General features: G+C 46.8%; 23 protein-coding genes. 1 reads left to right on the top strand and 22 read right to left on the bottom strand.

Features of this window, described 5'->3' with window-relative positions:
* Positions 1-29 precede the first annotated feature (29 nt).
* The 7 genes from priA to EJA10_RS06345 form a co-directional block, all read right to left on the bottom strand.
* Positions 30-2444, bottom strand: a complete 2415-nt coding sequence (gene priA / locus EJA10_RS06315; protein ID WP_125479162.1) for a primosomal protein N' — start codon at positions 2442-2444, stop codon at positions 30-32.
* Positions 2441-3652, bottom strand: coding sequence for a bifunctional phosphopantothenoylcysteine decarboxylase/phosphopantothenate--cysteine ligase CoaBC (gene coaBC / locus EJA10_RS06320; protein ID WP_125479163.1), 1212 nt, complete (start codon positions 3650-3652; stop codon positions 2441-2443). The genes priA and coaBC overlap by 4 nt, the downstream gene beginning before the upstream one ends.
* A 403-nt stretch (positions 3653-4055) precedes the next feature.
* Entirely contained in the window at positions 4056-4280 is a 225-nt protein-coding gene (rpoZ, locus tag EJA10_RS06325) for a DNA-directed RNA polymerase subunit omega (RefSeq protein ID WP_125479164.1), read from the bottom strand.
* Positions 4281-4895, bottom strand: coding sequence for a guanylate kinase (gene gmk, locus EJA10_RS06330; RefSeq protein ID WP_125479165.1), 615 nt, complete (start codon positions 4893-4895; stop codon positions 4281-4283).
* Positions 4896-4904: 9 nt separating this feature from the next.
* A complete protein-coding gene (gene remA, locus EJA10_RS06335; RefSeq protein ID WP_023614949.1) occupies positions 4905-5168 on the bottom strand; it encodes an extracellular matrix/biofilm regulator RemA in 264 nt (87 codons plus the stop codon).
* A 56-nt stretch (positions 5169-5224) separates the two neighbouring features.
* Entirely contained in the window at positions 5225-6100 is an 876-nt protein-coding gene (locus EJA10_RS06340; protein ID WP_125479166.1) for a YicC/YloC family endoribonuclease, read from the bottom strand.
* A gap of 104 nt (positions 6101-6204) precedes the next feature.
* Positions 6205-8895, bottom strand: a complete 2691-nt coding sequence (locus tag EJA10_RS06345; protein WP_125479167.1) for a calcium-translocating P-type ATPase, SERCA-type — start codon at positions 8893-8895, stop codon at positions 6205-6207.
* A gap of 183 nt (positions 8896-9078) precedes the next feature.
* Between EJA10_RS06345 and EJA10_RS06350 the strand changes: the two genes are divergently transcribed.
* Complete coding sequence (locus EJA10_RS06350) at positions 9079-10791, top strand: Rqc2 family fibronectin-binding protein (RefSeq protein ID WP_125479168.1); 1713 nt, start codon at positions 9079-9081, stop codon at positions 10789-10791.
* 58 nt (positions 10792-10849) lie between these two features.
* On the opposite strand, the gene EJA10_RS06355 is transcribed toward EJA10_RS06350, so the two are convergent.
* The 15 genes from EJA10_RS06355 to EJA10_RS06425 all read right to left on the bottom strand — a co-directional run bounded on the left by EJA10_RS06355 (position 10850) and on the right by EJA10_RS06425 (position 26573).
* Positions 10850-11497, bottom strand: coding sequence for a VTT domain-containing protein (locus EJA10_RS06355; protein WP_125479169.1), 648 nt, complete (start codon positions 11495-11497; stop codon positions 10850-10852).
* A 434-nt stretch (positions 11498-11931) separates the two neighbouring features.
* Positions 11932-12429, bottom strand: coding sequence for a hypothetical protein (locus tag EJA10_RS06360; RefSeq protein WP_125479170.1), 498 nt, complete (start codon positions 12427-12429; stop codon positions 11932-11934).
* A gap of 110 nt (positions 12430-12539) precedes the next feature.
* Positions 12540-13175 carry an orotate phosphoribosyltransferase gene (gene pyrE / locus EJA10_RS06365; RefSeq protein ID WP_125479171.1) on the bottom strand — a complete coding sequence of 212 codons (636 nt, stop codon included), beginning with the start codon at positions 13173-13175 and terminating at the stop codon, positions 12540-12542.
* The gene (pyrF, locus tag EJA10_RS06370; RefSeq protein WP_125479172.1) at positions 13172-13888 is read right to left on the bottom strand and encodes an orotidine-5'-phosphate decarboxylase; all 717 of its coding nucleotides are present in this window, start codon (positions 13886-13888) and stop codon (positions 13172-13174) included. The genes pyrE and pyrF overlap by 4 nt, the downstream gene beginning before the upstream one ends.
* The gene (locus EJA10_RS06375; protein ID WP_125479173.1) at positions 13860-14801 is read right to left on the bottom strand and encodes a dihydroorotate dehydrogenase; all 942 of its coding nucleotides are present in this window, start codon (positions 14799-14801) and stop codon (positions 13860-13862) included. The genes pyrF and EJA10_RS06375 overlap by 29 nt, the downstream gene beginning before the upstream one ends.
* Entirely contained in the window at positions 14798-15574 is a 777-nt protein-coding gene (locus EJA10_RS06380) for a dihydroorotate dehydrogenase electron transfer subunit (protein ID WP_425462078.1), read from the bottom strand. Before EJA10_RS06380 ends, EJA10_RS06375 begins: the two co-directional genes overlap by 4 nt.
* Positions 15574-18786, bottom strand: coding sequence for a carbamoyl-phosphate synthase large subunit (gene carB, locus EJA10_RS06385; RefSeq protein WP_125479175.1), 3213 nt, complete (start codon positions 18784-18786; stop codon positions 15574-15576). Before carB ends, EJA10_RS06380 begins: the two co-directional genes overlap by 1 nt.
* On the bottom strand, positions 18773-19870 hold the full coding sequence (locus EJA10_RS06390; protein WP_125479176.1) for a carbamoyl phosphate synthase small subunit: 1098 nt from the start codon (positions 19868-19870) through the stop codon (positions 18773-18775). Before EJA10_RS06390 ends, carB begins: the two co-directional genes overlap by 14 nt.
* A complete protein-coding gene (locus EJA10_RS06395) occupies positions 19867-21150 on the bottom strand; it encodes a dihydroorotase (RefSeq protein WP_125479177.1) in 1284 nt (427 codons plus the stop codon). The genes EJA10_RS06390 and EJA10_RS06395 overlap by 4 nt, the downstream gene beginning before the upstream one ends.
* Positions 21113-22057, bottom strand: coding sequence for an aspartate carbamoyltransferase catalytic subunit (locus tag EJA10_RS06400; RefSeq protein ID WP_125479178.1), 945 nt, complete (start codon positions 22055-22057; stop codon positions 21113-21115). The genes EJA10_RS06395 and EJA10_RS06400 overlap by 38 nt, the downstream gene beginning before the upstream one ends.
* Before the next feature lie 177 nt (positions 22058-22234).
* The gene (locus EJA10_RS06405) at positions 22235-23551 is read right to left on the bottom strand and encodes a solute carrier family 23 protein (RefSeq protein WP_125479179.1); all 1317 of its coding nucleotides are present in this window, start codon (positions 23549-23551) and stop codon (positions 22235-22237) included.
* A gap of 142 nt (positions 23552-23693) precedes the next feature.
* On the bottom strand, positions 23694-24236 hold the full coding sequence (gene pyrR / locus EJA10_RS06410) for a bifunctional pyr operon transcriptional regulator/uracil phosphoribosyltransferase PyrR (protein WP_125479180.1): 543 nt from the start codon (positions 24234-24236) through the stop codon (positions 23694-23696).
* 207 nt (positions 24237-24443) lie between these two features.
* On the bottom strand, positions 24444-25355 hold the full coding sequence (locus EJA10_RS06415; RefSeq protein ID WP_125479181.1) for an RluA family pseudouridine synthase: 912 nt from the start codon (positions 25353-25355) through the stop codon (positions 24444-24446).
* Positions 25327-25818, bottom strand: coding sequence for a signal peptidase II (lspA, locus tag EJA10_RS06420; RefSeq protein ID WP_125479182.1), 492 nt, complete (start codon positions 25816-25818; stop codon positions 25327-25329). Before lspA ends, EJA10_RS06415 begins: the two co-directional genes overlap by 29 nt.
* Before the next feature lie 467 nt (positions 25819-26285).
* Complete coding sequence (locus tag EJA10_RS06425) at positions 26286-26573, bottom strand: TraR/DksA C4-type zinc finger protein (protein WP_125479183.1); 288 nt, start codon at positions 26571-26573, stop codon at positions 26286-26288.
* Positions 26574-26701: the final 128 nt, after the last annotated feature.

Raw genomic sequence — 26701 nt, forward strand, 5'->3', positions numbered from 1 at the left:
ATAAACTTTCATGTTATGCAAAATGATGATTACATCATGATATAAGGATTCAGGTCAATCGAGATTTGCAGTCCGCCTGTTCCTGTTTCCTGCTGGTAATGGTCCAGGATTGCTTTCAAAGCATTGTTCAGTTCTGGTTCCTTTTTGTATTTTATCAGACATTGATAGCGATATCTATCGTTGATGCGGGGGATTGGCGATGCAACCGGTCCCAGCACCACAGCATCCTTTGACAGCTTGGATGAGATGTACTTCGCAATTTTTTCAGTGACTGAGACGACTTTCATCAATTCCTCGTGGCTTACTGTGACAAGTGAGAGGAAGTAAAAAGGCGGATATTGATGTACCTTCCGCACCAGCATCTCATGCTGATAAAACCGGTCAAAATCCTGAGTTCCTGCCAGCTCGACGCTGTAATGTTCCGGCGTATATGTTTGGATGACGACCTCCCCGGGCAGCAGATGGCGGCCTGCCCTCCCGCTTACCTGAGTCAGCAGCTGGAAGGTCTTTTCAGACGAACGGAAGTCAGGGAGGTTCAGCATCGTATCTGCCGATAAAACTCCAACCAGCGTGATGTTTGGAAAATCCAGGCCTTTGGCGATCATTTGGGTTCCAAGCAGGATATCGGCATGTCCCTCCTGGAAAGCGGTCAGAAGTTTTTCGTGAGCACCCTTCCTGCCAGTGGTATCCACATCCATCCGGATGACTCTTGCTTCTGGCAGCAGCTTATGCAGTTCTTCCTCGACCTTTTGGGTTCCTGTCCCAAAGTAGCGGATATGCTCACTATTGCATTCGGGGCAGATTGTCGGTACCCTGTCCTCATATCCACAATAATGGCACTTCATTTGTTCATTGTACCGGTGATAAGTGAGTGTAATATCACAATGCGGACAGTTCATTACATACCCGCAGTCCCGGCACATCACAAATGAAGAGTGGCCTCGTTTATTCAAGAACAGAACAGTCTGCTCTTTCTTCTCAAGCCTGTCCTTTATTTTTTCAAAAAGCTTTACAGAAAACATCGAGCGATTTCCGGTCCGCAACTCTTCACGCATATCGACGATTTCAACGGTTGGCAGCGCCTGGTTGTTCATCCGCTTTGGCAGTGACAGCAAACTATACCTGCCTTTTTGCGCCCTGGCAAATGACTCCAGTGATGGTGTCGCACTCCCGAGGACAACAGGGCAATTATAGGTTTTCGCACGCTGGATGGCGACATCCCTGGCATGATAACGCGGGTTTTCTTCCTGTTTATAGCTTGTTTCATGTTCTTCATCAATAATGATGATCCCTATATTCTCAAAGGGCGCGAAAATGGCTGATCTGGCACCCACGACCACTTTTACTTCCTTGCGCTGGATTTTACGCCATTCGTCATACTTTTCCCCGGCAGAAAGGCCGCTGTGCATCACGGCAACCAGGTCGCCAAAACGTTCTTTGAAGCGAGTGACCATTTGCGGCGTCAGCGAGATTTCCGGCACCAGCACAATCGCTTCCTTCCCTTTGCTCAGGACTTCCTGAATCGATTGTAAATAGATTTCAGTCTTGCCGCTGCCTGTAACTCCATATAAAAGGAACACTTCATACGCGTCTCTTTCAATAAAAGAGAGAATCGGACTTATTGCTTTTTCCTGGGCATCTGTCAGCTCCAGTGCTGTTTTCCTGTCAAATTGCCTTTCAGAATATGGATCTCTGTAAACCTCTAATTCTTCAACCTTCAGAATCCCTTTTTTCACAAGTGACTGAACCGATGCCTGTGAAATTCCGAGGGTGGACAGGAGAAGCCTTTGCTCCACTGGCTCCTGGCGCTCAAGAAAAAAGTCTAGGATTGCCTGCTGCCCTGAAGCCTGTGAGGAAAGGCTGTCCCTTGCTTCTTCCAGCTGGTCCAGTGCGATCGCAGGATAGACATGCTTAAGCAGTTTTTTTCGCACCCTGTCCTTCACTTGATAAACGACCTCTACCCTGCCTTCAGCTGCTTCCTTTTGCAGCTGACGTACCAATCCCTTTGAAACAGCGTCATCCCATGTTAGCTCATTACTCTCTTTAAAATGATTCAAAAGAGACTCTGGCAGGTCTTGAATATCTGTTCCTTTTGCCAGGATGATTTTCTTCTCGTATTTTGCTTTTAGGGCTGCCGGAAGCATCACCTGGTAAGAGGAAATCTTATAGCTTAAGGTATGCTCTGTCAGCCACTCTCCCAGCTCAAGTAGCTCCTGGTTCAATACCGGTGTCAGATCGAGCGGCTCGATAATCGCACGCAGTTTTGAAAAGCTCGAATGGTCCTTGAGACCAGTAACAAAGCCCTGAATTTTCCGCGGACCAAAAGGGACGATGACTCTCGTCCCTGGTTTAATCACATCTAAATATTTTTCAGGTATTTTATAGTCAAAGGTTTTGTCTGTCTGCTTGGCAGGAACATCGACAATAACGCTTGCTATATTCATAGGCTTTCATCCTTTTTCAACAGCTGGACCACTTCCAGGAGGAGGTTTCTTGCAACCTCTGTTTTTGGCATCAATGGAAGCTGCACGTCCGTTCCATCCTTTTTAAAGAAAGTGACGATATTGGTATCTGTGCCAAATCCAGCTCCTTCTTGCTTTACATCGTTCGCGACGATCATGTCAGCATTCTTCCGTTCCAGTTTGCCTTTCGCATGTTCCTCTACATTATTCGTTTCTGCGGCAAATCCGACGATTACCTGGTTCGTCTTTCTTTGACCGAGCTCTAAGAGGATGTCCTTCGTCCGTTCAAGCTCCAGAGCCTCGTCGCCTTCTTTTTTCTTCATTTTCTCTAGATATACATATTTGGGCCGGTAATCTGCAACAGCTGCAGTCCCAATCACAACATCAGCCTCCGCGAAATGAGCCAGCGCCGCCTGGAACATGTCTTCCGCACTTTCGACGGAAATAAGTTCAGTTCCTTTTGGAGGGTCCAGTTGGACAGGACCGGAAACAAGGATGACCCGGGCTCCCATTTTAACGGCTTCCCCTGCAATCGCATAGCCCATTTTCCCTGTTGAATGGTTAGTAAGGAAACGGACAGGGTCGATTTTCTCCCTTGTAGGTCCTGCGGTAATCAGCACAGTCTTCCCTTCAAGATCACCTGATTTTTTATTAAAGAACTCACTAACGCGCTCAACAATTGTCTCCGGCTCTTCAAGCCGGCCTTTGCCTGTATATCCGCAGGCAAGATAGCCTTCGCCGGGTTCAACGAATTCATAGCCGAAGCCCCGTAAAGTATCCATGTTTTTTTGCACAGCAGGGTGGCTGTACATATGGACATTCATCGCCGGTGCAACCCATACAGGAGCAGTCGCAGCAAGCAAAGCAGTAGAAATCATATTGTCGGCGATCCCGTTCGCCAGCTTGCCGATGATATTCGCGGTTGCCGGAGCAACCAATATCAAGTCAGCCCAATCCGCCAGATGGATATGCGCAATGTTTTCAGGTTTTTTTTCATCGAATGTATCTGTATAAACTTCGTTTCGGGACAAAGCTTGGAAGGTAAGTGGAGTAACGAATTTCGCTGCAGATTCACTCAAGATCACCTTAACTTCGGCACCAGCCTGGGTCAGCTTGCTTGTAAGTGCAGCCCCTTTATATACAGCGATTCCGCCGGTTACACATAATAGAATTCTTTTTCCGTTTAGCATGTCAGAGAACCCCCATTGTAGACAAACTATCATTATGATTGAACTATAACATTTTTTCACAGATTAAGCATGAAAATAGGCAGGTGCTAATGGGTATGTATACGTGATGGCAAGGAGTTTCACAAGACCTGGAAACACCTTAATTTCAATAGAGTTTATGAAAACGTGCACCATGAGTCATTCAAAGAACAAAAGCGCAAGCGCCTCGTTCAGCCCCGACAAGCACTGGAGGGCCGACCGGTGAAGTCGTTCTTTGACTTCATTGGGCGGACCGAAGTGCTCGAGGGGCTAGGCGCTGAAGCTGGATTTGGAAAACTCATATATTTATCCACAACTAAATTATTTTGTAATTTCCTGGACCACAAAAAAATAACAACCCAATAAATAGGTTGTTATCGTGGTCTTATTCGTTGATATTTAACTCTTCATGGCTTCCGGCTGTCTTGAAGTGAAGCTTCTCGGCGTTGATTTCTTCCAGCGCCTTGCCGACGTATTTATGGGATACATACTTATCTAATTTTGCATCCATGCTCACCTGCATGTTGCGTGCTCGCTTTGCAGCCACAGATACCAATGAGTATTTTGAATCGATTTTTGTCATTAATGAATCAATAGAAGGATAAAGCATTTATTCTACCTCCAGCATTTTTTTATAGCGATGTTGAACCCGCTCCCTGCGGCAATGTTCCGCTACGACGATTGACTTCACTCGTGCTGCAGCTCTTTCAACCTGATCGTTTTCAACAACGTAATCATATAATTCCATCATTTCAAGTTCTTCCCTCGCAGCTCTCATCCTGCCCTTGATGATATCCTCGGTCTCGGTGCCTCTTGTCACGATCCGATTCTCAAGCTCTGAAAGGCTCGGCGGCGCCAGGAAAATGAACAGGCCTTCCGGGAATTTCTTTCTCACCTGGCTTGCTCCCTGAACTTCGATCTCCAGGAAAACATCCTTCCCAGCATCGAGCGTTTCACGGACATATTCAACAGGCGTTCCGTAGTAATTGCCGACAAATTCGGCATACTCAAGAAGCTGATCCTCCCTGATCATCTCTTCAAATTCTTCCCTTGTTTTGAAGAAATAATCGACTCCGTTGCGTTCGCCTTCCCTTGGCTGCCTCGTTGTAGCGGACACTGAATATTCAAAAGCTGTGTCCGGCTGTGAAAACAATTCTTTACGGACCGTTCCCTTGCCAACGCCAGATGGTCCTGAAAGAACAATCAACAATCCTTTTTCCTGCATGAATAAGTCCTACCCTTCATCAATAATATCATCCCGGTCGTTCAAACGGTGAGCGACGGTTTCCGGCTGTACCGCCGAGAGAATGACATGGTCGCTGTCCATGACTATGACTGCCCTCGTCCTTCTTCCATATGTAGCATCTATTAACGATCCTCGATCCCGTGCATCCTGGATGATCCTCTTTATCGGAGCTGATTCAGGACTTACAATCGAAATGATCCGGTTAGCTGAAACAATATTGCCGAAGCCTATGTTTATAAGCTTTATCGCCATGATGGTCCCCCAATCATCAGTTATTTATTTTGGCCTTTCTTGGTTCTTTCTAAACGCTATTCGATATTTTGGACTTGTTCCTTCACCTTTTCGAGGAGGCTTTTCATGTCGACAACTTCCCTGGCAATTCTCGAATCATTCGCTTTGGACCCTATCGTGTTGACCTCCCGGTTCATTTCCTGAAGAAGAAAATCCAGTTTTCTGCCCAGAGGTTCATTCACCTTCATGATTTCTTTGAATTGGCTTATATGACTCTCAAGTCTCGCAAGTTCTTCACTGATATCCGCTTTATCAGCAAAAAAAGCTGCTTCGGTGTGGATCCTGTCTTCATCTGCCTGAGCGTCCAAAAGTTCAGCCATTTTCCTGCTAAGTCTTTCGCGGTACTGGACAACCACATCCGGAGCCAGCTGCTTAACGTTTGTGATGTTACCTTTAAGCAGCTCGATGTATTGAAGAACATCTTCCTCAAGGGCTTTGCCTTCAAGCTTGCGCATATGCACCAGTTGACCGCCAGCCTCATCAACCGCTGAAAGAACAAGCTGTTCAAGCTCTTCGTTTTCTGCTTCCTTTTCTTCGATGTGGATGATTTCTTCCCTGCTGACAACATCCCGGATCTCAAGATCTCCTGTCAGGCTGTACCTGTTTTTAATCTCAGTTATGTGATGGACAAATTCGTCCAGGGCTTCCCAGTCAATATGTACACTTCGGCTTACTATGCCTTCACCCTCCAAAGTTACAAATACTTCGACTCTCCCTCTGTTTATGTGTTCGCCCAGTTTCTTTTTTATCTTCTCTTCTAGTTTCAGAAGCTGGCGCGGCATGCGAATATGAAATTCACAAAAACGGTGGTTGACCGTTTTCACCTCGACTGTGACACTGAATCTTTCAGACTCAGCTTTGCTCCTTCCAAATCCAGTCATACTGACGACCATAATCGGACACATCCAATCTCTCTATAAAGTCGAATTATCCTGCAGACCCAATGGAACGGGTAAAAAAAAGAAAGGCAATAGAGCCTTCTCTATTACCTAACGGATTATATCATATTTCTCTTTGTTTTTCTTGCAAAAAATGTTCCGGCCAGTAAAAATGTCGGAACTGCCGACAGACCCAGGATTAGCAGCCAGTCAGATGGCTGGATTGCCACTGTGTGGAAAATTGGCTGCAGAGCTGGTGAGTAGATGACGACCAGCACCATCAACAGTGATGAAATGACTGCCCAGACCAAATACTTGTTGCCAAACGGATTGCGGGCAAAGACCGATCTTTCACTTCGACAGTCGAATACATGGATAAGCTGGGCCATTACCAATGTTGCGAACGCGATTGTCTGTGCATACGCAAGTTCCTCCGGATTTCGGTTATAAACAATCATGAAGGCGAACAATGTGACCAACCCGATCAGGAAGCCTCTTGAAATGACTTTCCAACCCAATCCGCGGGCAAAGACTCCTTCTTTTGGATGGCGGGGCGGTCGTTTCATGACGTTATCCTCGGGCTGATCAAGTCCAAGTGCCATCGCCGGAAGCCCATCTGTCACCAGGTTTACCCAGAGAATCTGAATCGGTACGAGAGGCAGCGGCATTCCCAGAATCATCGCAAAAAGCATGACAAGGATTTCGCCGACGTTGGAAGCCAGCAAGTATCGGATGAACTTCCTGATATTTTCATAGATATTCCGGCCTTCCTTGATCGCAGCCTTGATGGTCGCAAAGTTATCATCCAGCAATACAAGCGATGATGCTTCCTTTGCTACATCTGTTCCGGTGATCCCCATCGCTACGCCAATATCGGCCGCCTTGATTGCCGGAGCATCGTTTACTCCATCGCCGGTCATGGCAACGATATGTCCCCGGTTCTGCAACGCTTTTACAATCTTCAATTTATGTTCAGGTGAAACTCTCGCAAACACGGAAACATCATCCACGATATCTTCCAGTTCGGAGACAGACATCTCAGAGAGTGCTTTTCCATCGATTACCTTGCTGTCCTTCGTTAAAATTCCAAGCTGTTTTGCAATTGCTTTTGCAGTAATCACATGGTCTCCTGTGATCATCACCGTTTTGATTCCGGCATCACGGCACTCTTTCACTGCGGTCTTGACTTCCGGACGCGGCGGATCGATCATCCCCTGCAGACCGATGAATGTCAGTCCTTTTTCCGCTTCATTCTCATGAAGAACAACCGTGTTCTGGGAAATCGGCTTAAAGGCAATCGCAATCGTCCTTAGTGCATTTCCAGCAAGTTCATCGATCGCGTTTTGAACCTTGGCGGTCAAATCCCTGTTCAGGCGCTGCTGCTTTTCCTCCCAAAGGATGGATTCACTCAAGCCAATCAGCACATCTGGAGCGCCTTTCACGACAGCGAATTTCCTTCCGGATTTGTCCTTCACGATCATGCTCATCATTTTCCGTTGTGAATCAAACGGGAACTCATTAATGATTTCAAACTGCTCGAGCAAGGCATTCCTTCTGTAGCCAGCCTTCATCGCTGCCACCAGCAAAGCTCCTTCAGTAGGATCGCCGTCAATCGTATACTCGCCTTCTTGTTCCTTGATTTCAGAATGGTTGCACAGCATCCCGAAAGTCAACAGCTGCTGCAGAGGCCTTTCATCCTGAGGGTCGATGCTTTTTTCCTTATGGAAGAACAGGCCAGTCGGTGAATAGCCGACACCATCGACTGTCCAGGTTTTCCCTCCGCTCCACAAATGGGTGACCGTCATTTTGTTCTGGGTCATCGTCCCAGTTTTATCCGAGCAGATCACTGATGCACAGCCCAGCGTCTCTACAGCAGGAAGCTTCCTGACAATCGCTTTTTTCCTGATCATCCTCTGGACACCAAGTGACAAGGCTACGGTCACAATTGCCGGAAGCCCCTCAGGAATAGCAGCAACGGCCAAGCTGACCCCCGCCAGGAACATGGTGTATAAATCGTGTCCCTGGAGAACACCGATTCCAACAACTAATAAAGTGAGGAACAGGGCCGCTGTGATCAGGATCTTGCCAAGCTGTTCCAATCTGCGCTGCAACGGGGTTTCCTGAGCCTCTGCCGTTTGCAGCAAATCCGCAATCTGGCCCATTGCCGTTTTCATCCCTGTTGCCACGACAACTCCGGTGCCGCTTCCCCTCGTGACCATTGTACCCATGAAGGCCATATTCTCCATATCGCCAAGCCCTGGATTCGGAATCCTCAACGGACTGGTGTTTTTCTGAACAGGTACAGATTCCCCAGTAAGAGCTGACTCCTCGATTTCCAGGCTGCGGGACTCAATAAGGCGGATATCCGCACCAATTCTGTCTCCGCTTGTGAATTTGAGAACATCGCCTGGAACGACTTCCCTGGAGGGGATTTTCGTCCATTCTCCATTCCTTAAAGCATTCACCTGGGGAGCAGATAGCTCCTTTAGCGCATCAAGTGATTTTTCTGCTTTTCTTTCCTGGAAGAAACCTAAAATACCATTGACGAGCACGATTGCTATGATCGCAATCGCATCGACCATTTCCCCGAGAAGACCGGAGATCAAAGTAGCCGCCAGCAGCACAAGAACCATAAAGTCCTTGAACTGGCTCACAAATAATAACAGGGCCGATTGTTTTTCCCCCTCGGCCAAAGCATTTTGCCCATGCTGTTCAAGTCTGCTTTTTACTTCCTTTTCATCCAATCCTTCTGTAAAATCTGTTCTTAAGGCGCTGGCTATTTCGTTTTCATCCATTTCATGGAACTTCATGGGGCCATCACACTTCCTCCTTGTTTGTCCTACTCTAAAGAAAGCTTATTCAGCCCTGTCCAAAAAAATGATAATATGTTTATAGAACGCTTTTTCACTTTACATAAACCCGTTATCCTGTTTAAACAGAGCATGCTGCAGGTAACATGCTTGTATCTATATAAAGTAAAGGATGTATTTCAAATGTCATTTGACGGATTGTTTACAAGAGCCATCACGAACGAACTTTCCTCCCTGCTCAAAGGGGGGCGCATCAATAAAATCCACCAGCCCTACAAGAACGAGATCATCCTCGCTGTAAGGGCGAATGGAGTGAACCATAAATTGCTCCTGTCTGCACACCCAAGCTACTCCAGGGTACAGATTACGAATGAGCAATACGATAACCCAAACGAACCGCCAATGTTCTGCATGCTTTTAAGAAAACACCTTGAAGGTTTCATCATCGAGGACATCAAGCAGTCCGGACTTGACCGGATGATTGTTTTTGAAGTGAAGGGCAGAAATGAAATCGGGGATATTTCCTACAAGCAGCTGATTGTGGAAATCATGGGAAGACACAGCAACATCATCATCGTCGATAAAAACAGGAATATGATTCTCGACAGCATCAAGCATATTTCTTTTGCGGTGAATACACACCGGGCCATCATGCCTGGCCAGGAGTACATCCTGCCGCCGCAGCAGGAAAAACAGAACCCGTTTGAAGCCCAGGAAGAAGACATTTTAATGGCGATCGACTTTAACGCAGGCAAGCTGGACCAGCAGATTGTCGCCAATTTTGCAGGTGTCTCTCCAGCCCTTGCGAAGGAAATCGTCTTCAAGGCCGGACTTGCCAACCGGGCAACCCTTCCAGAAGCGTTTGTCTCAATCATGAACAATCTAAAGGAACATGTCTATACTCCATCCATTACCTATGGGAAAAATAAAGAAGCATTCTATCTTATTCCGCTAGAACATTTGAATGGTGAAATCAAATCTTATGAATCACTCAGCAGCTTGCTCGACCGTTATTATTTTGGCAAAGCTGAACGCGACCGTGTCAAGCAGCAGGGAAATGATCTGGAGCGCCTGATTGTCAATGAAAAAGAGAAGAATGAGAAGAAAATCAAAAAGCTTCATGCCACACTGGAAGACGCGAAAAAAGCAGAGCAGTTTCAATTATATGGAGAGCTTTTGACCGCAAATATCTATGTGGTGCAAAAGGGCATGAAGGATGTAACAGTTGTCAATTATTATGATGAAGACGGAGCTACGATATTGATTCCGCTGGATCCGCGGAAAACCCCTTCCGAAAATGCCCAGCGCTATTTTACGAAATATCAAAAGGCGAAGAACTCAGTAAACATTGTAAAAGAACAAATACAAATAGCGAGCGAAGAGGTTTCTTACTTCGATTCACTGCTCCAGCAAGTAGAAGCAGCTTCCCCGAAGGATATCGAGGAAATCAGGGAAGAATTGATTGAAGGCGGATATATCCGTGCCCGCCAGAAGAAAGGCAATAAAAATAAGCAAAACCTGAAGCCCCTTCTTGAAAAATACCAATCTTCAGATGGAACTGAAATTCTGGTCGGGAAGAACAATAAACAAAATGACTATCTTACCAACAAAGCAGCAGCCCGGGACGAAATATGGCTTCATACAAAAGATATTCCAGGATCGCATGTTGTCATCCGCAGCAAAGAGCCTTCAGAAGAAACGATTCTTGAAGCAGCCCAGATTGCGGCCTATTTCAGCAAAGCGAGAAATTCGAGCTCTGTCCCGGTTGATTTCACAAAAGTCCGCCATGTAAAGAAACCAGCTGGCGCAAAACCGGGATTCGTGATTTATGAACAGCAGCAGACTGTATACGTCACACCGGATGAAGACCTGATTTTAAAACTTAAGAACCAATGACAAAAGAACCCGCCATTCAAATGAAATGGCGGGTTCTTATTTTAACTGGCGGCCCCACTCAGGCCACAGCTTCCTTCTTCTTTTTATACTGTTTTACAAAACCGACCATTGCTGGTATGAATGCCGTCGAAGAAACCATCAACAAAGCAAGGAACAGATTTTCCTCTACCCATGATATATTTCCAAGGATGAATCCAGCCGTAAGCCAAAAAGCTGTCCAGATCAGCCCGCCAATTATGTTGTAGCTTAAAAATGTTTTATATACATACCCTGTGTATCCCGAGACGAACGGTACCGATGTCCTCATGAGCGGAACAAACCTTGAGGCGGTAATGGCTATCCTTCCATAGTCAGATAAAAATGTTTTTGCCTTGCCAATCGATTGAGCTGAAGTGATTCGCTCCAGAAAGTGGTTATTTGATTTTAACTTTCCGAGCTGTTTGCCAATGAAGAAATTCTGGCTGTCACCCAGAATGGTCGCAGCAGCGAAGAGCATTACCAAGCTTTTGAAATCCAAATCGCCGGTAGCCGCCAGGGTGCCGCTCGCAAACACCATTGAATCTCCAGGTAAAAAAGTCAGAATCACGAAGGCTGTCTTGAAATAAACAATCAAAAACAACATGACGTAGATCGCTGCACCATACTCATCAATATAGTAGTGGAGACTAGTATCAATGTTTTTCAGCAACGGTAAAACCTGTTCCATCGTTCCTTCCCCCTACTATAAACTATCTATATTTCCGCTGCTTGCTTCCTTTCTCGAGCTAATGAGATAGAGGAGCAGAGCAAACATTCACATTCTATAATTATATTGAAACATATTTATAAAGGAGTATGCCAATAGGGATACCCCAAAAAAGATTATTTACTAAGAATAGTCTATTCCGAAAAATACAAAAAGAGGGTGTACCAAAAGTATAAACTTTTGGTACACCCTCTTTTTTAGGTTAGCTTGTAAAATTGATCCGTTGATTTATTTATTTATTTATTTTTATGGCTTATAAAAACAAGAAACTCCTTACCAAACGTTAATCAAAAATTATAAAACTAGACTCGTATTTTTCCATTTTATTCTAGTGGCGACTGACTGAGCCACCACCATATTCTTTATGTGTGTCAGTCAGCCTCCTCAATTGATCCTTATTCAGGTCTATCGATATTCCCGCTAAAGGCCTTTTCCCAGTCTTCCTCTCGATCATTTTCTCTATAATAATGCAGATTCCCCAATCCCCATTTTCCGTCATGATGTCCAAACCAGACGGAGACGTCTTTTATGATTTTTTCCTCACCATTGATCATCATCACTAAGTCCACTGTCCCGACGGGATATGTATCATCCAGCTCAACACTCAGATTTTTGTAATCGACAAGATGCGTCCCTTGCTCCTTCAAAGAATGGACCCGTTTGCTCCAGATCTCTTTCGCCTCTTCAAAAGGCGTCTCAGGAGCCAAGTCAGATGCTGCATCATAGTAATGGACCCCATTAAATGCCCTCTCGAAGTTTTGTTCCTTCAGATTTTCCAAGACATGTATTGCTGCCTGTTTGGATTCATGCCTGTCTGTTAGACCTGGCACAAAAAAGGCACTTAAAAGGCTAAATCCAGCTATGATCGCGACAATCCCGAATACTTTCTTCACATTGACACCCCTATTATCAGAAAATTCCATCAGCTAATTCTATCATACTCCAGTATGGAAATAACCATATTTTTCTAAAAAATAAAAAACAGCCCTACGGCTGCTTTTCATCATATGTTTTTAGTTGTGCCCCAATCAGATGGGTCTTTACGCCATTCTGCCAGACTATCAAGATTTTCCTTCGTGACCATCCCTTTTTCCTCGGCAATATTTGCAAGAGTGGTAAAATCAGTGAGTGCATAAGCTGAGATATTTGCCTCTTCCAGCTGCTGCTTCCCTTTTTCTAGTTCATATGTAAATACGGCGACAACTCCGATTACTTCACATCCTGCATCGCGCAATGCTTGGACCGCCTCGATGACGCTTCCTCCAGTTGAGATCAGATCCTCGACTACGACGACCTTATGGCCTTCTGTCACCTTTCCTTCAATCTGGTTGCCTTTTCCGTGGCCCTTTGCTTTTGAACGAACATAGCTCATTGGCAGATCAAGCAGTTCACTGACCCATGCAGCATGCGGGATTCCTGCAGTTGCTGTACCAGCGATCATTTGGGTTTCAGGGAAATGCTCTTGAATCAAGCTTTTCAGTCCCTCGGCAACCTTCCGCCGAACTGCCGGGTATGACATGGTCAGGCGATTGTCACAATAAATCGGGGATTTTAATCCGGAAGACCATGTGAACGGTTGATCAGGCTGAAGACTGACCGCTTCGATTTCAAGCAATGCTTTTGCTATTTCTTTTTTCATTGATAGACACCCTTCCATTCATTTTTAATCGCAAGGTAGCTTTCGAGAGGATTTGCGGAACGTGTAATTGGTCTGCCGACGACGATGGCCGATACTCCCTGTTCTCTAGCAAATTTAGGCGTTGCCGCCCGCTTCTGGTCCTGCAAAGCACTTTCAGCAGGTCTGATTCCCGGTGTGACGGTGAAAAAATCCTTCCCTAACCGGCCATGAATCATATCGGCTTCATGTGGAGAACAGACTACGCCATCCAGTCCAGAGCTTTGTGCCAGTTTCGCATAGTTCATCACCGATTCCTGAAGGCCAACAGTAATTTGCTGTTCCTGCTTAACCTGATTTTCCGACGTACTTGTTAGCTGCGTGACTGCGATACAATAGGGCCTCTTATGTCCAGAAGCGGTGCCTGCTTCGAGTCCCTCAAGTGCCGCGTTCATCATGTCTGAGCCGCCAGCAGCATGTACATTGACAAGGTCACACCCCATTCCTGCAAGCACCTTCATCGAGCTTTTTACTGTATTCGGGATATCATGGAGCTTCAAGTCGAGAAAGATTTGGTGCCCTTGCTTTTTCAGTTCCTCAATGATGGCCGGTCCCTCTGAATAGAATAGCTCCATCCCGACCTTCACAAAAAGCTGCTCTTGCTCAAAAGGCTTCAGGAACTCCATCACCTGGTTTTTCCCAGGAAAATCAAGGGCGATAATAAGCGAGTCTTTCATGTTTCTTCCAGCTCCTTCCTGTTAATTCAGAAATATGGTCTGCTCCAAGCCTCGTGACAAGTTCGGGGAGTTCATCGATAATCTTTGGACAGACAAATGGATCAACGAAGTTCTGAGTTCCCACGGCAGCAGCACTCGCCCCGGCAAGGAAAAATTCAATGACATCCTCAGCGGATTGAATGCCGCCCATTCCAATGATCGGAATGGAGACGTACTGGCTCACTTCATAGATCATCCTGATGGCGACTGGCTTAACGGATGGGCCAGACAGTCCTCCGGTCTTATTCGCAAGTATCGGCTGCCCTGTCATCAAGTCGATTCTCATGCCAAGCAAGGTGTTGATCATGGTCAGTCCATCTGCTCCTCCATCCTCGACAGCTTTTGCAATCTTGACAATGTCAGAAACATTCGGTGAAAGCTTTACATAGACAGGAACATCAGACACTTCTTTTACCTTTTTGGTGAGCGTCCTGGCCATTTCTGGATCGGTGCCAAATGCGATTCCGCCTGTTTTTACATTCGGACAGGAAATGTTCAATTCAAGAGCATGGACATTGGGAGCTTTTGATAATTGTTCAGCTACCTTAACATAGTCATCCTCTGTTGAACCAGCGATGTTCGCGATGATTGGAACATCGAACTGTTCAAGCCAGGGGAGCTCTTCATGATAGACTTTTTCAAGGCCAGGATTCTGGAGGCCGATTGCATTCAGCATCCCGCCCGGAGTTTCAGCCACCCTCGGAGTTGGGTTGCCGAATCGCGGCTCTGGTGTCGTCGCTTTCACCATGATGGCTCCCAATAGACTTAAATCATATAACTGGCTGAACTCTCTTCCAAAACCGAAGCAGCCTGATGCAGGCATGACCGGATTTTTCAAATTAAGTCCCGGCAGCCGGATTGATAATGAACTCATATGACAACCTCCCCTGCTTGGAAAACTGGTCCATCACTGCAAACCTTTTTATAGGAAAAGCCTTTTGGATCTTCTTTCGTGTGGCAGACACAGGCGAAGCATGCACCGATTCCGCAGCCCATCCGTTCCTCCAGGGAAAGATAGGTTTTGGCACCGTACTGGCCGTTCTCGATTGCCCTAAGCATCGGGGTTGGTCCGCACGCAAAGACAAAGTCTGCCGTTGTTCCCAAGTCACCCAGAATATCAGTGACAAAGCCTTTCCTTCCGTAGGTACCGTCTGCCGTTGTTACATACACTGCACCGAAACGCGCTAGTTCCTGTTCAAAAAACACTGCGCCTTCACTCTGGAAACCAATGACAGAAATAACTTTTACCCCATTGCGCGCAAGCTGCTTTGCCAGCTCATACATCGGAGGAACACCCACTCCTCCCCCAATCAGGATCGCTGTCTGCCCCGGCTTCACTTCAGCAGCCGGGAAACCATTTCCCAGGGGTCCAAGGACATCGACCGTCATGCCGGATTGTTTTTCGGCAAGCAGGGAAGTACCTTTTCCCTGCTTCCGGTAAACAATCATGAAGCTCCTGTCTTCTTTATTGATGGATGCAATGCTGATGGGTCTCCGCAAAAGCGGGTCGAGTCCGTCTGCCACCTTTACATGGACAAACTGTCCAGGTTGATCCATGGCGTCCGTTATGTTCCCGCTTAACACCATTGCATATATGCTGTCGGCGATTTGCCTATTGCTGACCACAGTGCAGACTTCCTGTGTGATCATAGAAGGACACCTTCTTTTGCTTGCTCCATCGGTTTTAATGCGTCTGCCGAAAATGTCATCGATTCAATGACTCTTAAGATCGCTTTTGCTGTATCAAGTGACGTCAAACAAGGGACCCCATTTTCAACTGATTCACGGCGAATCCTGAATCCATCCCGTTCCGGCTGTTTGCCTTTGGTCAATGTGTTGATGACCATTTGGGCTTCGCCTTTGCGGATCACATCGATCAGGTTCTGACCTTCTGCACCAATTTTGCCTACCGTCTTTACCTTGATCCCCGCACTCTCAAGATATCTTGCTGTCCCTTCTGTTGCCATCAGCTGGTAACCGATGTTGGAGAATCTTCTGGCTAACGCTTTTGCTTCTTCCTTATCCTTATCCGCTACCGTAAGCAGGACCGTTCCGAATTCCCTGATCTTCATTCCTGCTGCAATCATGCCTTTGTATAAAGCCTTTTCCAGTGTTGTATCCTTGCCCATGACCTCACCCGTCGATTTCATTTCTGGTCCGAGCGTGATGTCTACCCGGCGCAGTTTTTCAAACGAGAACACTGGTACCTTGACGAACACGCCATCCTGCTCCGGTACCAGGCCTGATTCGTACCCTTGTGCCTTAAGGCTTTGGCCAAGGATGACTTTCGTGGCGATCTTAGCCATCGGCACATTCGTGATCTTGCTCAGGAAAGGAACCGTTCTGCTCGAACGCGGGTTCACTTCCAGTACATATACTTCTTCATTGGCAATGACATACTGAATGTTCAGCAAGCCGACAATATTTAGGCCCCTTGCAAGCTCGACTGTGTAGGATACAAGTTTTTTCTTGACTTCCTCACTAAGGCTTTGCGGCGGGTAGACACCGATTGAGTCCCCGGAGTGGACTCCGGCTCTTTCGATATGTTCCATGATTCCAGGAATCAACACGGTTTCACCATCGGAAATCGCATCGACCTCGACTTCCTTCCCGGTCAGATAGCGGTCGATCAATACTGGGTATTCCGGATTGACCTTGACAGCATTTTTCATATAGTGGAGAAGCTCTTCCTCTTTATAGACGATTTCCATCGCCCTACCACCAAGTACATAGGATGGACGGACGAGCACAGGGTAGCCAATCTCTGCTGCGATCAAAGCTGCTTCCGTCACTGATTTTGCCGTGTTCCCTTTTGGCAGAGGAATCTTCAGCCCGGAAAGTGCCTGTTCAAACTTATCGCGGTCTTCAGCCCGATCGAGATCCTCGAGGCTTGTTCCAAGGATTTTCACACCCCGTTCAACGAGTTTGGAAGCGAGATTGATTGCTGTCTGGCCGCCGAATTGGACAACCGCGCCAATAGGTTTTTCGAGATTGATAATGTTCATGACATCTTCGATCGTTAAAGGTTCAAAGTACAATTTATCCGAAATGCTGAAATCAGTAGAGACTGTTTCAGGATTGTTATTGACGATGATTGCTTCATAGCCTGCCTCTTTGATTGCTTTGACAGAGTGGACTGTTGCATAGTCGAACTCAATGCCCTGACCGATCCTGATCGGACCTGATCCAAGGACGATGACGCTTGGCTTATCTGATACGACTGATTCATTCTCTTCCTCATATGTGCTGTAGAAATATGGTGTTTCGGATTCGAATTCTGCTGCGCAAGTATCAACCGTTTTAAAAACCGGGATTAATCCCTGTTCCAAACGCCATTTGTAGACTTGCTTCTCTTCCACTCTCCACAGGTTCGCCAGGGTTTTATCGGAAAAACCTTTCTGCTTGGCCGCTCTTGCAGTTTCTAATTCAAATGGTTTGTCAGCCAGTTCCTGTTCAAAAGCTATCAATCTCTCTAACTTATAAAGGAAGAATAAATCGATTTTGCTCCAATCGTGCAAAGTTTGGATGGTTACACCTCTTCTGATTGCCTCAGCAAGGTAAAACAACCTTTCGTCCCCTGCTTTGCGAATACGCTTTTCTAGCAATCGATCATCGATTTCTTGTTCATTTTTTAGCGAAAGGTGAATGACATCGGCTTCCAGCGAACGAATTGCCTTGAGCAGTGACTCTTCAAATGTCCGGCCGATCGCCATGACTTCCCCTGTAGCCTTCATTTGTGTACCAAGGGTGCGATTGGCTGATTCAAACTTATCGAATGGCCAGCGCGGGATTTTTGTGACAACATAGTCCAATGCAGGCTCAAAGCAAGCATATGTTTTCCCTGTCACCGGATTCAGCATTTCATCAAGCGTCAAGCCGACTGCGATTTTTGCCGCGAGCTTGGCAATCGGATAGCCTGTTGCCTTTGATGCGAGTGCAGAAGAACGGCTGACACGCGGATTCACTTCGATGACATAGTAATTGAAGCTGTCAGGATCCAGTGCAAGCTGAACATTGCAGCCTCCTTCAATTTTCAGGGCTCTGATGATTTTCAAGCTCGCATTGCGGAGCAGCTGGTATTCACGGTCACTCAACGTCTGGCTTGGTGCAACGACAATGGAGTCACCTGTATGGACGCCAACCGGGTCAAAGTTTTCCATGTTGCAGACCACTATGGCGTTATCGTTACTGTCACGCATCACTTCATATTCGATTTCCTTGAAGCCGGCGATGCTCTTCTCAAGCAGGCATTGGCCAACAGGGCTGTTCTTTATACCGCTTGTCACAATTTCAATCAGTTCTTTCTCGTTGCTGCATATTCCGCCTCCCGTTCCTCCCATCGTGAACGCCGGACGGACAATTACTGGATAGCCGATTTCTTCAACAAATGCGTAGGCCTCTTCAAGGCTATGGATGATTTCGCTTTCCGGTACCGGCTGCCCAAGCTCGTTCATCAAGTTTCTGAATAACTCTCGGTCTTCTGCCTGATTGATCGCTTCCAGCTTCGTACCCAGGATTTCGACGCCGCATTCTTCCAGCACACCAGCTTTTGCGAGTTCTACAGCGAGATTCAGTCCTGTCTGTCCTCCCAGAGTTGGCAAAATCGCATCAGGCCTCTCCTTGCGGATGATCCGGGCAACAAACTCCAGAGTGAGTGGTTCTATGTAAACAACATCGGCGATTTCAGTGTCTGTCATAATGGTCGCCGGATTCGAGTTGACGAGGATGACTTTGTACCCCTCTTCTCTCAGTGCGATGCAAGCCTGCGTCCCTGCATAATCAAATTCAGCTGCCTGGCCGATGATGATCGGTCCAGATCCAATTACTAGTATACTGTTCACATCTTTACGCTTTGGCATTGATAACAGCCTCCTTCTTTTCTGCTTCCACCATTTCCATGAATTGATCGAACAGCCCATTAGCATCCTCTGGTCCAGGCGATGCTTCTGGATGATACTGGACCGTGAATGCGGCTGCATTTTTATGGGAAAGTCCTTCGATCGTTCCGTCATTAAGGGCAATATGGGTAACTTCCAGCTCCGTACCAGCAACCGAATTTTCCTGTACAGTATATCCGTGATTCTGGGAAGTCAGCGCAACCTTGCCTGTGCGCAAATCCTTTACCGGGTGATTGGAACCGCGATGTCCAAATTTCATTTTTTCCGTATCCGCCCCGCAAGCAAGCGCGAACAGCTGGTGGCCGAGACATATTCCAAACATTGGGACCTTGCCGATTATGTTCCTGATCATTTCAATCGCCTCCGGAACATCCTTGGGATCCCCAGGCCCGTTGGAAAGCATAATTCCATCCGGGCTTAGACTGAGGATTTCTTCAGCAGTCGTATTGTAAGGAACGACAATCACATCACAATTCCGGTCATTCAGCTCTCTTAAAATTCCGTGCTTCATTCCAAAGTCGACCAGCACAACTCTATTTCCTCGTCCCGGGCTAGGGTAAGGTGTTCTTGTTGAGACTTGTTTCACCTGATCGGTTGGAAGCTCTTTACCCTTCATGGACGCAATGATTTCCTGAGGATTCTCTTCCATCCCGCAAATCATTCCTTTTAAGGTTCCATGCTGGCGGATGATTTTTGTCAGTTTTCTCGTATCAACCCCTGCTAGTCCAGGAATGTTTTTCATTTTAAGATAATCGTCCAATGTCAGTTCAGATCTCCAGTTAGAAGGGAACTCAGCATTTTCTTTGACAATCAAACCATTGACAGCGGGACTGATGGACTCAAAGTCATCGCGGTTGATTCCATAGTTTCCGATCAGCGGGTAGGTGAGAGTCACAATCTGGCCGCAGTACGAAGGATCTGAAAGGATTTCCTGATAGCCGGTCATCCCTGTATTGAAGACAACTTCGCCCCATACCGCCGTTTCACTTCCAAAACCTTCCCCAATCAATACTGTTCCGTCTTCCAAGATCAATTGCTTCTTCATGCCTTCACCGCTCCCTTTTCCCAGACTATTTTTCCTTCAGCAACCGTTAGTACCGGCCACCCTTTGCAGCGCCATCCAGCGAATGGTGTATTTTTTCCTTTTGATAAAAATTCCTTTGGATCGATTTCCCTTTCTTCATTCAGGTCGATGAGGACAAGGTCTGCAGGCGCGCCCGGCCGAATTCCCCCGTATGGCAGGCCGAATGTATTCGCAGGCTTGACAGTCAAAAAGTCGATCAGCTGCTTTAATGTAATGATTCCTGTTTCGACAAAGTGTGTGTATAACAGCGGGAAAGCTGTTTCCAGTCCGACGATGCCAAATGGCGCCAGCTCGATTCCTTCTGCTTTTTCCTCGCTTGTGTGGGGTGCGTGATCCGTTGCAATGAAATCAATCGTTCCATCAAGCAGCCCGGCAATCAATGCCTCCTGATCCGCCTTGCTTCTTAGTGGAGGGTTCATTTTAAAATTCGCATCATTTCCAGGTATATCCTCTTCCATTAATAGTAAATGGTGCGGAGTCACCTCTGCAGTGACTTTAATCCCATGCCTCTTTGCATCCCGCACTGCCCTTACGGATTCTTTCGTGCTGATGTGGCAGACATGGTAGTGGCAACCTGCTTCTTCTGCGAGCAGAATGTCCCTTGCTATATGTACTGATTCGCATACTGACGGGATACCGTTGATTCCCAGCTCAGCCGCTTTCTTCCCTTCATGAAGTGATCCCTTGTTGATCAATGTATTGTCTTCGCAATGGGCGACAATTGCCATGTCTAGCTTGGCTGCCTTTCTCATTGCTTCTAGCATCATTCCTGCTGATTGAACCCCTACACCGTCATCGGTCAGGGCGAAAGCCCCGGCTTTCTTCAGTTCTGCAAAATTGGTCAGCTCCTGGCCAAGCTCTCGCACCGTGATTGAGGCATATGGCAAAACCCTGACCGCAGCCGTTTCCTGGATTTTCTCCTGTAGCCATTGGAGCTGGGCTTTTGTGTCCGGAACCGGTCTTGTATTTGGCATTGCAGCAACAGTCGTGAAGCCTCCTCTTGCAGCAGCAAGTGTTCCTGTTGCAATCGTCTCTTTCTTTTCTCCACCCGGCTCACGCAAGTGTACGTGCAGATCAATGAAACCTGGTGCCAATAGTTTTCCTTCAGCCTCGATGATTTCGTCGGCATCTGCAGTAATTCCAGCTCCCATTTCAGCGATTTCCCCATTTTCCAAATAAACATTTACCTCTTCAAACCCATTTTCAGTAAGCAATTTGCCATTTTTGATCAGCATTGACATGGTTCATTCCCCCATTCCTGTTTTCGATGGCTCTTTTCAGGACAGCCATTCTTACATACACACCGTTTTCCATCTGCTTGAAGATTCTTGCGCGGCTGCTCTCCACCAGTTCATCCGCGATTTCGACGCCCCTGTTTACTGGAGCAGGATGGAGAATGATGCTTCCGTGTTTCATTCGTCCTGCTCTCTCGACTGTCAAACCAAAGTCTCTATGATAGTCTTCTTTGTCAAACAGCACCTTGCCATCATGGCGTTCATGCTGGACCCGCAGGAGCATCACAACATCCGCTTCCTCGATGGCTTCATCCACCGTCATATATATGCAGCCGTTCGGAAGCTCATCGATTCCAACCCAGGATTCAGGACCAGAGAGGATCACCTTTGCTCCCAGTCTCACGAGCGCATCTGCATTTGACCTGGCAACTCGGCTGTGAAGAATATCGCCGATGATCGCCACTTTGAGTCCCTTAAAGCTCCTAAACTCCTGCTGGATTGTCATCAGGTCCAGCAACGATTGCGTAGGGTGATGTCCTCTTCCGTCCCCAGCATTGATAATCGGAATCGAGATTCCTTTATCCAATTCTTTAAAATAACTGTCGGCACTGTGTCTGATCACGAGAGCCTGCGTTCCGATCGCTTCAAGAGTTCTGACTGTGTCGTACAGTGTCTCACCTTTCAGGACACTTGATGTCTGGACTTCGAACGGGATTACTTCCAGCCCAAGTTTCCGTTCCGCCATCTCAAAGCTCGACTTCGTCCTTGTACTCGGTTCATAAAACAAGTTGCTTACAAAAACTTTTTCCTTCGGCTGCCATACTGCCCCTTTCGAAAAATCCTCAGCAGACTTCAGGATGTCCTGGATTTCTTCTGTACTAAGCTGCGATGTCGTCAACAGGTCCCATTTCATATTGGTTCCTCCCCCTGATTTTCATAAAAAAAGCACCCTGTTCAAGTTGATCAACAGGGTGCTTAAGTATGAGCTTGCCGGCATGATTTCGCGTTTCCGCGAAGGTATGCATGATGAATAAGCCGGTTCGCCCATAACACCCTTACAAGCCTCTCAGGACTTCGTTAAAAGGTGGTACTATGCTACGTCGCTCTTTTTCTCAGTTTTTTTTTCTGTTTCAAGTTCAAACATATCTTCCTGAATTTCAGGACGGCCAGGCAGGACAAGGTTTAGGATGACACCTATTAAAGTCGCTAAAGCAATACCAGGGATTTCAAAGTTCTCGCTTACCTCGATGGCTCCGCCGATTCCAATTACAAGGATGACAGATGATACGACAAGGTTGCGAGTGTTTCCAAAATCGATTTTGCTGTCCACCAGCATTCTCAATCCTGATGATGCGATGATTCCGAACAGGAGGATGGACACTCCGCCCATGACCGGTGTCGGGATGGAGCTGATCAGCGCTGTGATTTTGCCAATGAATCCGAATACTGTCGCGATGATCGCTGCTCCGAGGAGGACATAGACACTGTAGACGCTAGTGATTGCGAGGACACCGATATTCTCGCCGTAAGTCGTTTTCGGAGGTCCGCCAATCAAGCCGGAAATCATCGTTGCCATACCGTCACCAAGGATGGAGCGGTGCAGGCCTGGTTCTTTTATATAGTCTCGACCGACAACCTTGCTCAGCACCAGCTGGTGGCCGATATGTTCTGATAAGGTTACGATTGCGACCGGCACCATCAGCATGGCAAGCTTCCATGTGATACTCACATCGTAATGGATGAATGGAAAGATGAACTCAGGCATTTCAAAAATCTTTGCTGTTTTTACTCCGCTCAAATCAACGATTCCAACTGCCATGGAGTAGAGGTATCCGACAATGATGCCCCCAAGGATTGGGACCATGCTAAGCATGCCTTTGCCATAAATCGAGAATACGATTGTTGCTGCAAGAGTGACCAGGGCAGCAGAGAAGTGTATCAGGCTGAAATCACTCGTGCCCGGTACGTTCATCGCCATACCCATTGCTACTCCTGCGAGCGAAAGCCCGATGACGATGATGACAGGACCGACAACTACTGGAGGAAGAAGGCGCATGATCCAGCGGTAACCTGCTTTCTTGATCACGAGCGCAACCACACCATAAACGAGCCCTGCAAGGAAGGTTCCAACCATTGCTGCGCCAGGTCCCCCGCCTGCTTTGGCGGCGATGATCGGAGTGATGAATGCAAAGGATGAACCGAGATAAGCCGGAACCTGGAATTTTGTGATCAAAAGGAAGGCGATTGTTCCAAGACCGCTTGAAATCAGCGCGATTGCCGGGCTTAATCCCACAAGATAAGGAACAAGGATAGTCGCGCCGAACATGGCGAATAAGTGCTGGAGGCTAAGTGTAACCCATTGGAAAGGTGATGGTACGTCTTTTATGTCTAGGATTGGTTTGTTCATTGTATGATCTCCTCTCTTTTTTACAAAAAAACCCTCTTTGCCAGAAGGTGCAAAGAGGGTAGGGTAAAAAAACCAGCACAAAGCAAACTCGATTGTGCTCCCCCTTTTTCAGCCTCTCTGGACTGTATTAAAAGGGTGATATTTATTTTTCAGAAATGCTTACTTTTTCTTCTTCATCCACTTCCTGAAGCTTAACTACAATTTTTTCAGAGCTTGAAGTCGGGATGTTTTTGCCTACAAAGTCTGCCCTGATCGGCAGCTCCCTGTGTCCACGGTCCACCAGCACCGCAAGCTGGATCGTAGCCGGCCGCCCAATATCGATCAAGGCGTCCATCGCTGCACGGACTGTCCTGCCTGTATAGAGGACATCATCCACCAGGATCACCTTTTTGTTGGAGACATCGACCGGGATATCGGACCCTTTTACTTCGGGCTCCTGGTCATTTGTTTTCTTCGTCAGGTCATCGCGGTACAATGTGATATCCAGCTCCCCGACAGGCATTTCCGCACCTTCAATCTCGCGGACTCTCTCGGCAAGCCTTTTGGCGATGTAGATGCCTCTAGTTCGGATGCCGACCAGGACACAATCTTCGATTCCCTTGTTTCTTTCGATGATTTCATGGGCAATTCTGGTCAGTGCCCTGCGGATTCCCTGCTGATCAAGAACGACTGCTTTTTCAGACATTGTTTTCACTCCTTCTCTGTCTATGGCTGAAAACGGATAAGTAAAAAACCCTCTTGCCTGATGCGGCAAGAGGGTAAACGACGAGTGTCAGCTGCACCAGGACACACGAAATATGCCTGCTGCGATCCGTTTCCTTCTCAGCCTCACGGGACTGTTTTTAAAGGACTTATTAAACTATAGTCATCTTAAGATACTTGTTGAACTTTGTCAACGATTTTCTCTTAAATCATTTAAAAGTTGCAGAAAATACTCCGGCAGCGGGGCTTCAAACTCAAGGTATTCCCCAGTTCTTGGATGGTCGAACCCAAGCAGTCCTGCATGGAGGGCCTGTCCGCCGATATCCAATGTTTTTTTCGGGCCGTATTTTGGATCACCGGCAAGCGGATAACCAATGTATTTCATATGGACACGGATTTGGTGAGTCCTCCCTGTCTCCAGCTGGCATTCAACAAATGTAAAGTCTTTGAACCGATCGAGTACATTGAAATGGGTAACAGCATGCTTCCCGTTATCCACAACCGTCATGCTCTGGCGGTCTTTAGTATCGCGTCCAAGCGGAGCATCAATTGTGCCATGGTCATGCTGGATATTTCCATGCACGAGCGCTTTATACTTACGTGTTACCGTTTTGGCCACAAGCTGGTTTACAAGGCTTTCATGAGCCAAATCGTTCTTGGCGACCATCAGCAGGCCTGAAGTGTCCTTATCAATTCTGTGGACAATTCCTGGACGCAGGACGCCATTGATGCCGGATAGATCCTTGCAATGGGCCATAAGCCCATTTACAAGGGTGCCGGTCATATGTCCCGGTGCGGGATGCACGACCATTCCCTTTGGCTTGTTCACAACAAGGACATCAGCGTCCTCGTAAAAGATCTCAAGGTCCATTTCTTCGGGTATAACATCAAGAATCTCTGGTTCAGGAATGACGATTTCCAGTTTATCGTCAAGACTGCATTTATAGTTCGTTTTGACCTGGGCTCCATTGACAAGGACATTTCCTTCCTTGATCCACTGCTGCACCTGGCTTCTTGACCATTCAGGATCCAGTGTTGATACAACTTTATCTATTCTGTCACCAGCCTGTTCCTCACTGATGATGTGTTCCATTTTCTCCATAAGCTTTTCTTTTCGCCTCTCTCTCTTCCCTGATCATATCCAGCATCAGCAGCCCCACACCTATGACAAGCGCAGAATCCGCGATATTGAAAATCGGGAAATCGTATCCGAAAATATACGTGTTGATGAAATCCACCACTTCTTTCCGGTACACCCTGTCAATAAAATTACCGATCGCGCCGCCCAGCATGAAACCAAGCGAAACACCCAGCAGCAGCTTTCCTTTGGCAGCCTTCTGGATATAGATGACAATCCCAATGACCACGACAATGGTAATCACGTAAAAGAACCACATCTGCCCCTGCAGGATTCCCCACGCGGCACCTCTGTTCCGGTGGGAAGTGATGTACAAGAAATTCTCTATGACTTTTATGCTGTCTCCAAGCTCCATGTTCTTCACAATAAACCATTTCGTCAGCTGATCAAGCAAAACCACAAAAACCGCAATTATGTAATAAAACACAAAAGGCAACCTCCACATCCACAGCAATTCATTACCTTTGCATTTTAGCACATCTAAAATAAAAACGACAGCCATTCTAAGATTGGGTTGTGATTGTAGGGGCAAGATTGTTAGAACCTTGCGCTACTTCGGACAAAACGGACAAAATGCAATGCTGATGCTTCAGAAATGTCCGAACCCTGGGCTACTTTGGACAAATTTTAACGCTGACGCTCCAGAAATGTCTGAAGTTGGTGCTACTTCGGACAAAACTCCCCGCTAACGCTTCTAAAATGTCCGCACCCTATGCATCTTCGGACAATATCCAGCGCCGCTGCTCCTAAAATGTCCGAAGACCATGCACATTTTACAACGCTTATGCTTCAAATAATTTCGGATTTTATAGACTGAGCTTAAACTAATCGCGCATCTTTAGCTCTGCCTTACATAAAAGCATCTGCTTTTTTCTTTTTAATGATTACCTCATATCAAGAATAAATCGGCTTCCGGAGAAAGTGCTCCACCTGGTGCAGTTCTGTGACTGATTTAGCGGTGGGAATGGTTTGAAGCAGTTCGTATGGCAAATATTCACCTGATATTTCGCATTTCCCATACTCGCCGTTTTCCATTTTGTTCAATGCTGTTTCAATATCCCTTAATTCATCCAGGATGTATTGTAAAATCCTTTCATCTTTTTGACCATGATTCAGGTACGCTAACAGTTCTGTTCTCGTTTCGCGGAGCTCATTGTAAATGTAATCAAGATTACCTTCCATATATCTGCCCCCGTTCCTGTTTACAGCTATTATTTCCGCATCGCCCTTACTGAATCAGCTAAACTTTTTACATGTACTGCAGGATTTCCCGGAGCAGGAAGATATTTGGACAGAAAAAACTCCGGGAT

This window comes from Mesobacillus subterraneus, assembly GCF_003937825.1.
Classification (GTDB): Bacteria; Bacillota; Bacilli; order Bacillales; family Cytobacillaceae; genus Mesobacillus; species Mesobacillus subterraneus.

Bases quoted from the DNA above. Each gene is read 5' to 3' on its own strand.
- priA (WP_125479162.1), bottom strand. From the start codon at position 2,444: ATGAATATAGCAAGCGTTATTGTCGATGTTCCTGCCAAGCAGACAGAC.
- coaBC (WP_125479163.1), bottom strand. From the start codon at position 3,652: ATGCTAAACGGAAAAAGAATTCTATTATGTGTAACCGGCGGAATCGCT.
- rpoZ (WP_125479164.1), bottom strand. From the start codon at position 4,280: ATGCTTTATCCTTCTATTGATTCATTAATGACAAAAATCGATTCAAAA.
- gmk (WP_125479165.1), bottom strand. From the start codon at position 4,895: ATGCAGGAAAAAGGATTGTTGATTGTTCTTTCAGGACCATCTGGCGTT.
- remA (WP_023614949.1), bottom strand. From the start codon at position 5,168: ATGGCGATAAAGCTTATAAACATAGGCTTCGGCAATATTGTTTCAGCT.
- EJA10_RS06340 (WP_125479166.1), bottom strand. From the start codon at position 6,100: ATGGTCGTCAGTATGACTGGATTTGGAAGGAGCAAAGCTGAGTCTGAA.
- EJA10_RS06345 (WP_125479167.1), bottom strand. From the start codon at position 8,895: ATGAAGTTCCATGAAATGGATGAAAACGAAATAGCCAGCGCCTTAAGA.
- EJA10_RS06350 (WP_125479168.1), top strand. From the start codon at position 9,079: ATGTCATTTGACGGATTGTTTACAAGAGCCATCACGAACGAACTTTCC.
- EJA10_RS06355 (WP_125479169.1), bottom strand. From the start codon at position 11,497: ATGGAACAGGTTTTACCGTTGCTGAAAAACATTGATACTAGTCTCCAC.
- pyrE (WP_125479171.1), bottom strand. From the start codon at position 13,175: ATGAAAAAAGAAATAGCAAAAGCATTGCTTGAAATCGAAGCGGTCAGT.
- pyrF (WP_125479172.1), bottom strand. From the start codon at position 13,888: ATGAAAGACTCGCTTATTATCGCCCTTGATTTTCCTGGGAAAAACCAG.
- EJA10_RS06375 (WP_125479173.1), bottom strand. From the start codon at position 14,801: ATGAGTTCATTATCAATCCGGCTGCCGGGACTTAATTTGAAAAATCCG.
- carB (WP_125479175.1), bottom strand. From the start codon at position 18,786: ATGCCAAAGCGTAAAGATGTGAACAGTATACTAGTAATTGGATCTGGA.
- EJA10_RS06390 (WP_125479176.1), bottom strand. From the start codon at position 19,870: ATGAAGAAGCAATTGATCTTGGAAGACGGAACAGTATTGATTGGGGAA.
- EJA10_RS06395 (WP_125479177.1), bottom strand. From the start codon at position 21,150: ATGTCAATGCTGATCAAAAATGGCAAATTGCTTACTGAAAATGGGTTT.
- EJA10_RS06400 (WP_125479178.1), bottom strand. From the start codon at position 22,057: ATGAAATGGGACCTGTTGACGACATCGCAGCTTAGTACAGAAGAAATC.
- EJA10_RS06405 (WP_125479179.1), bottom strand. From the start codon at position 23,551: ATGAACAAACCAATCCTAGACATAAAAGACGTACCATCACCTTTCCAA.
- pyrR (WP_125479180.1), bottom strand. From the start codon at position 24,236: ATGTCTGAAAAAGCAGTCGTTCTTGATCAGCAGGGAATCCGCAGGGCA.
- EJA10_RS06415 (WP_125479181.1), bottom strand. From the start codon at position 25,355: ATGGAGAAAATGGAACACATCATCAGTGAGGAACAGGCTGGTGACAGA.
- EJA10_RS06425 (WP_125479183.1), bottom strand. From the start codon at position 26,573: ATGGAAGGTAATCTTGATTACATTTACAATGAGCTCCGCGAAACGAGA.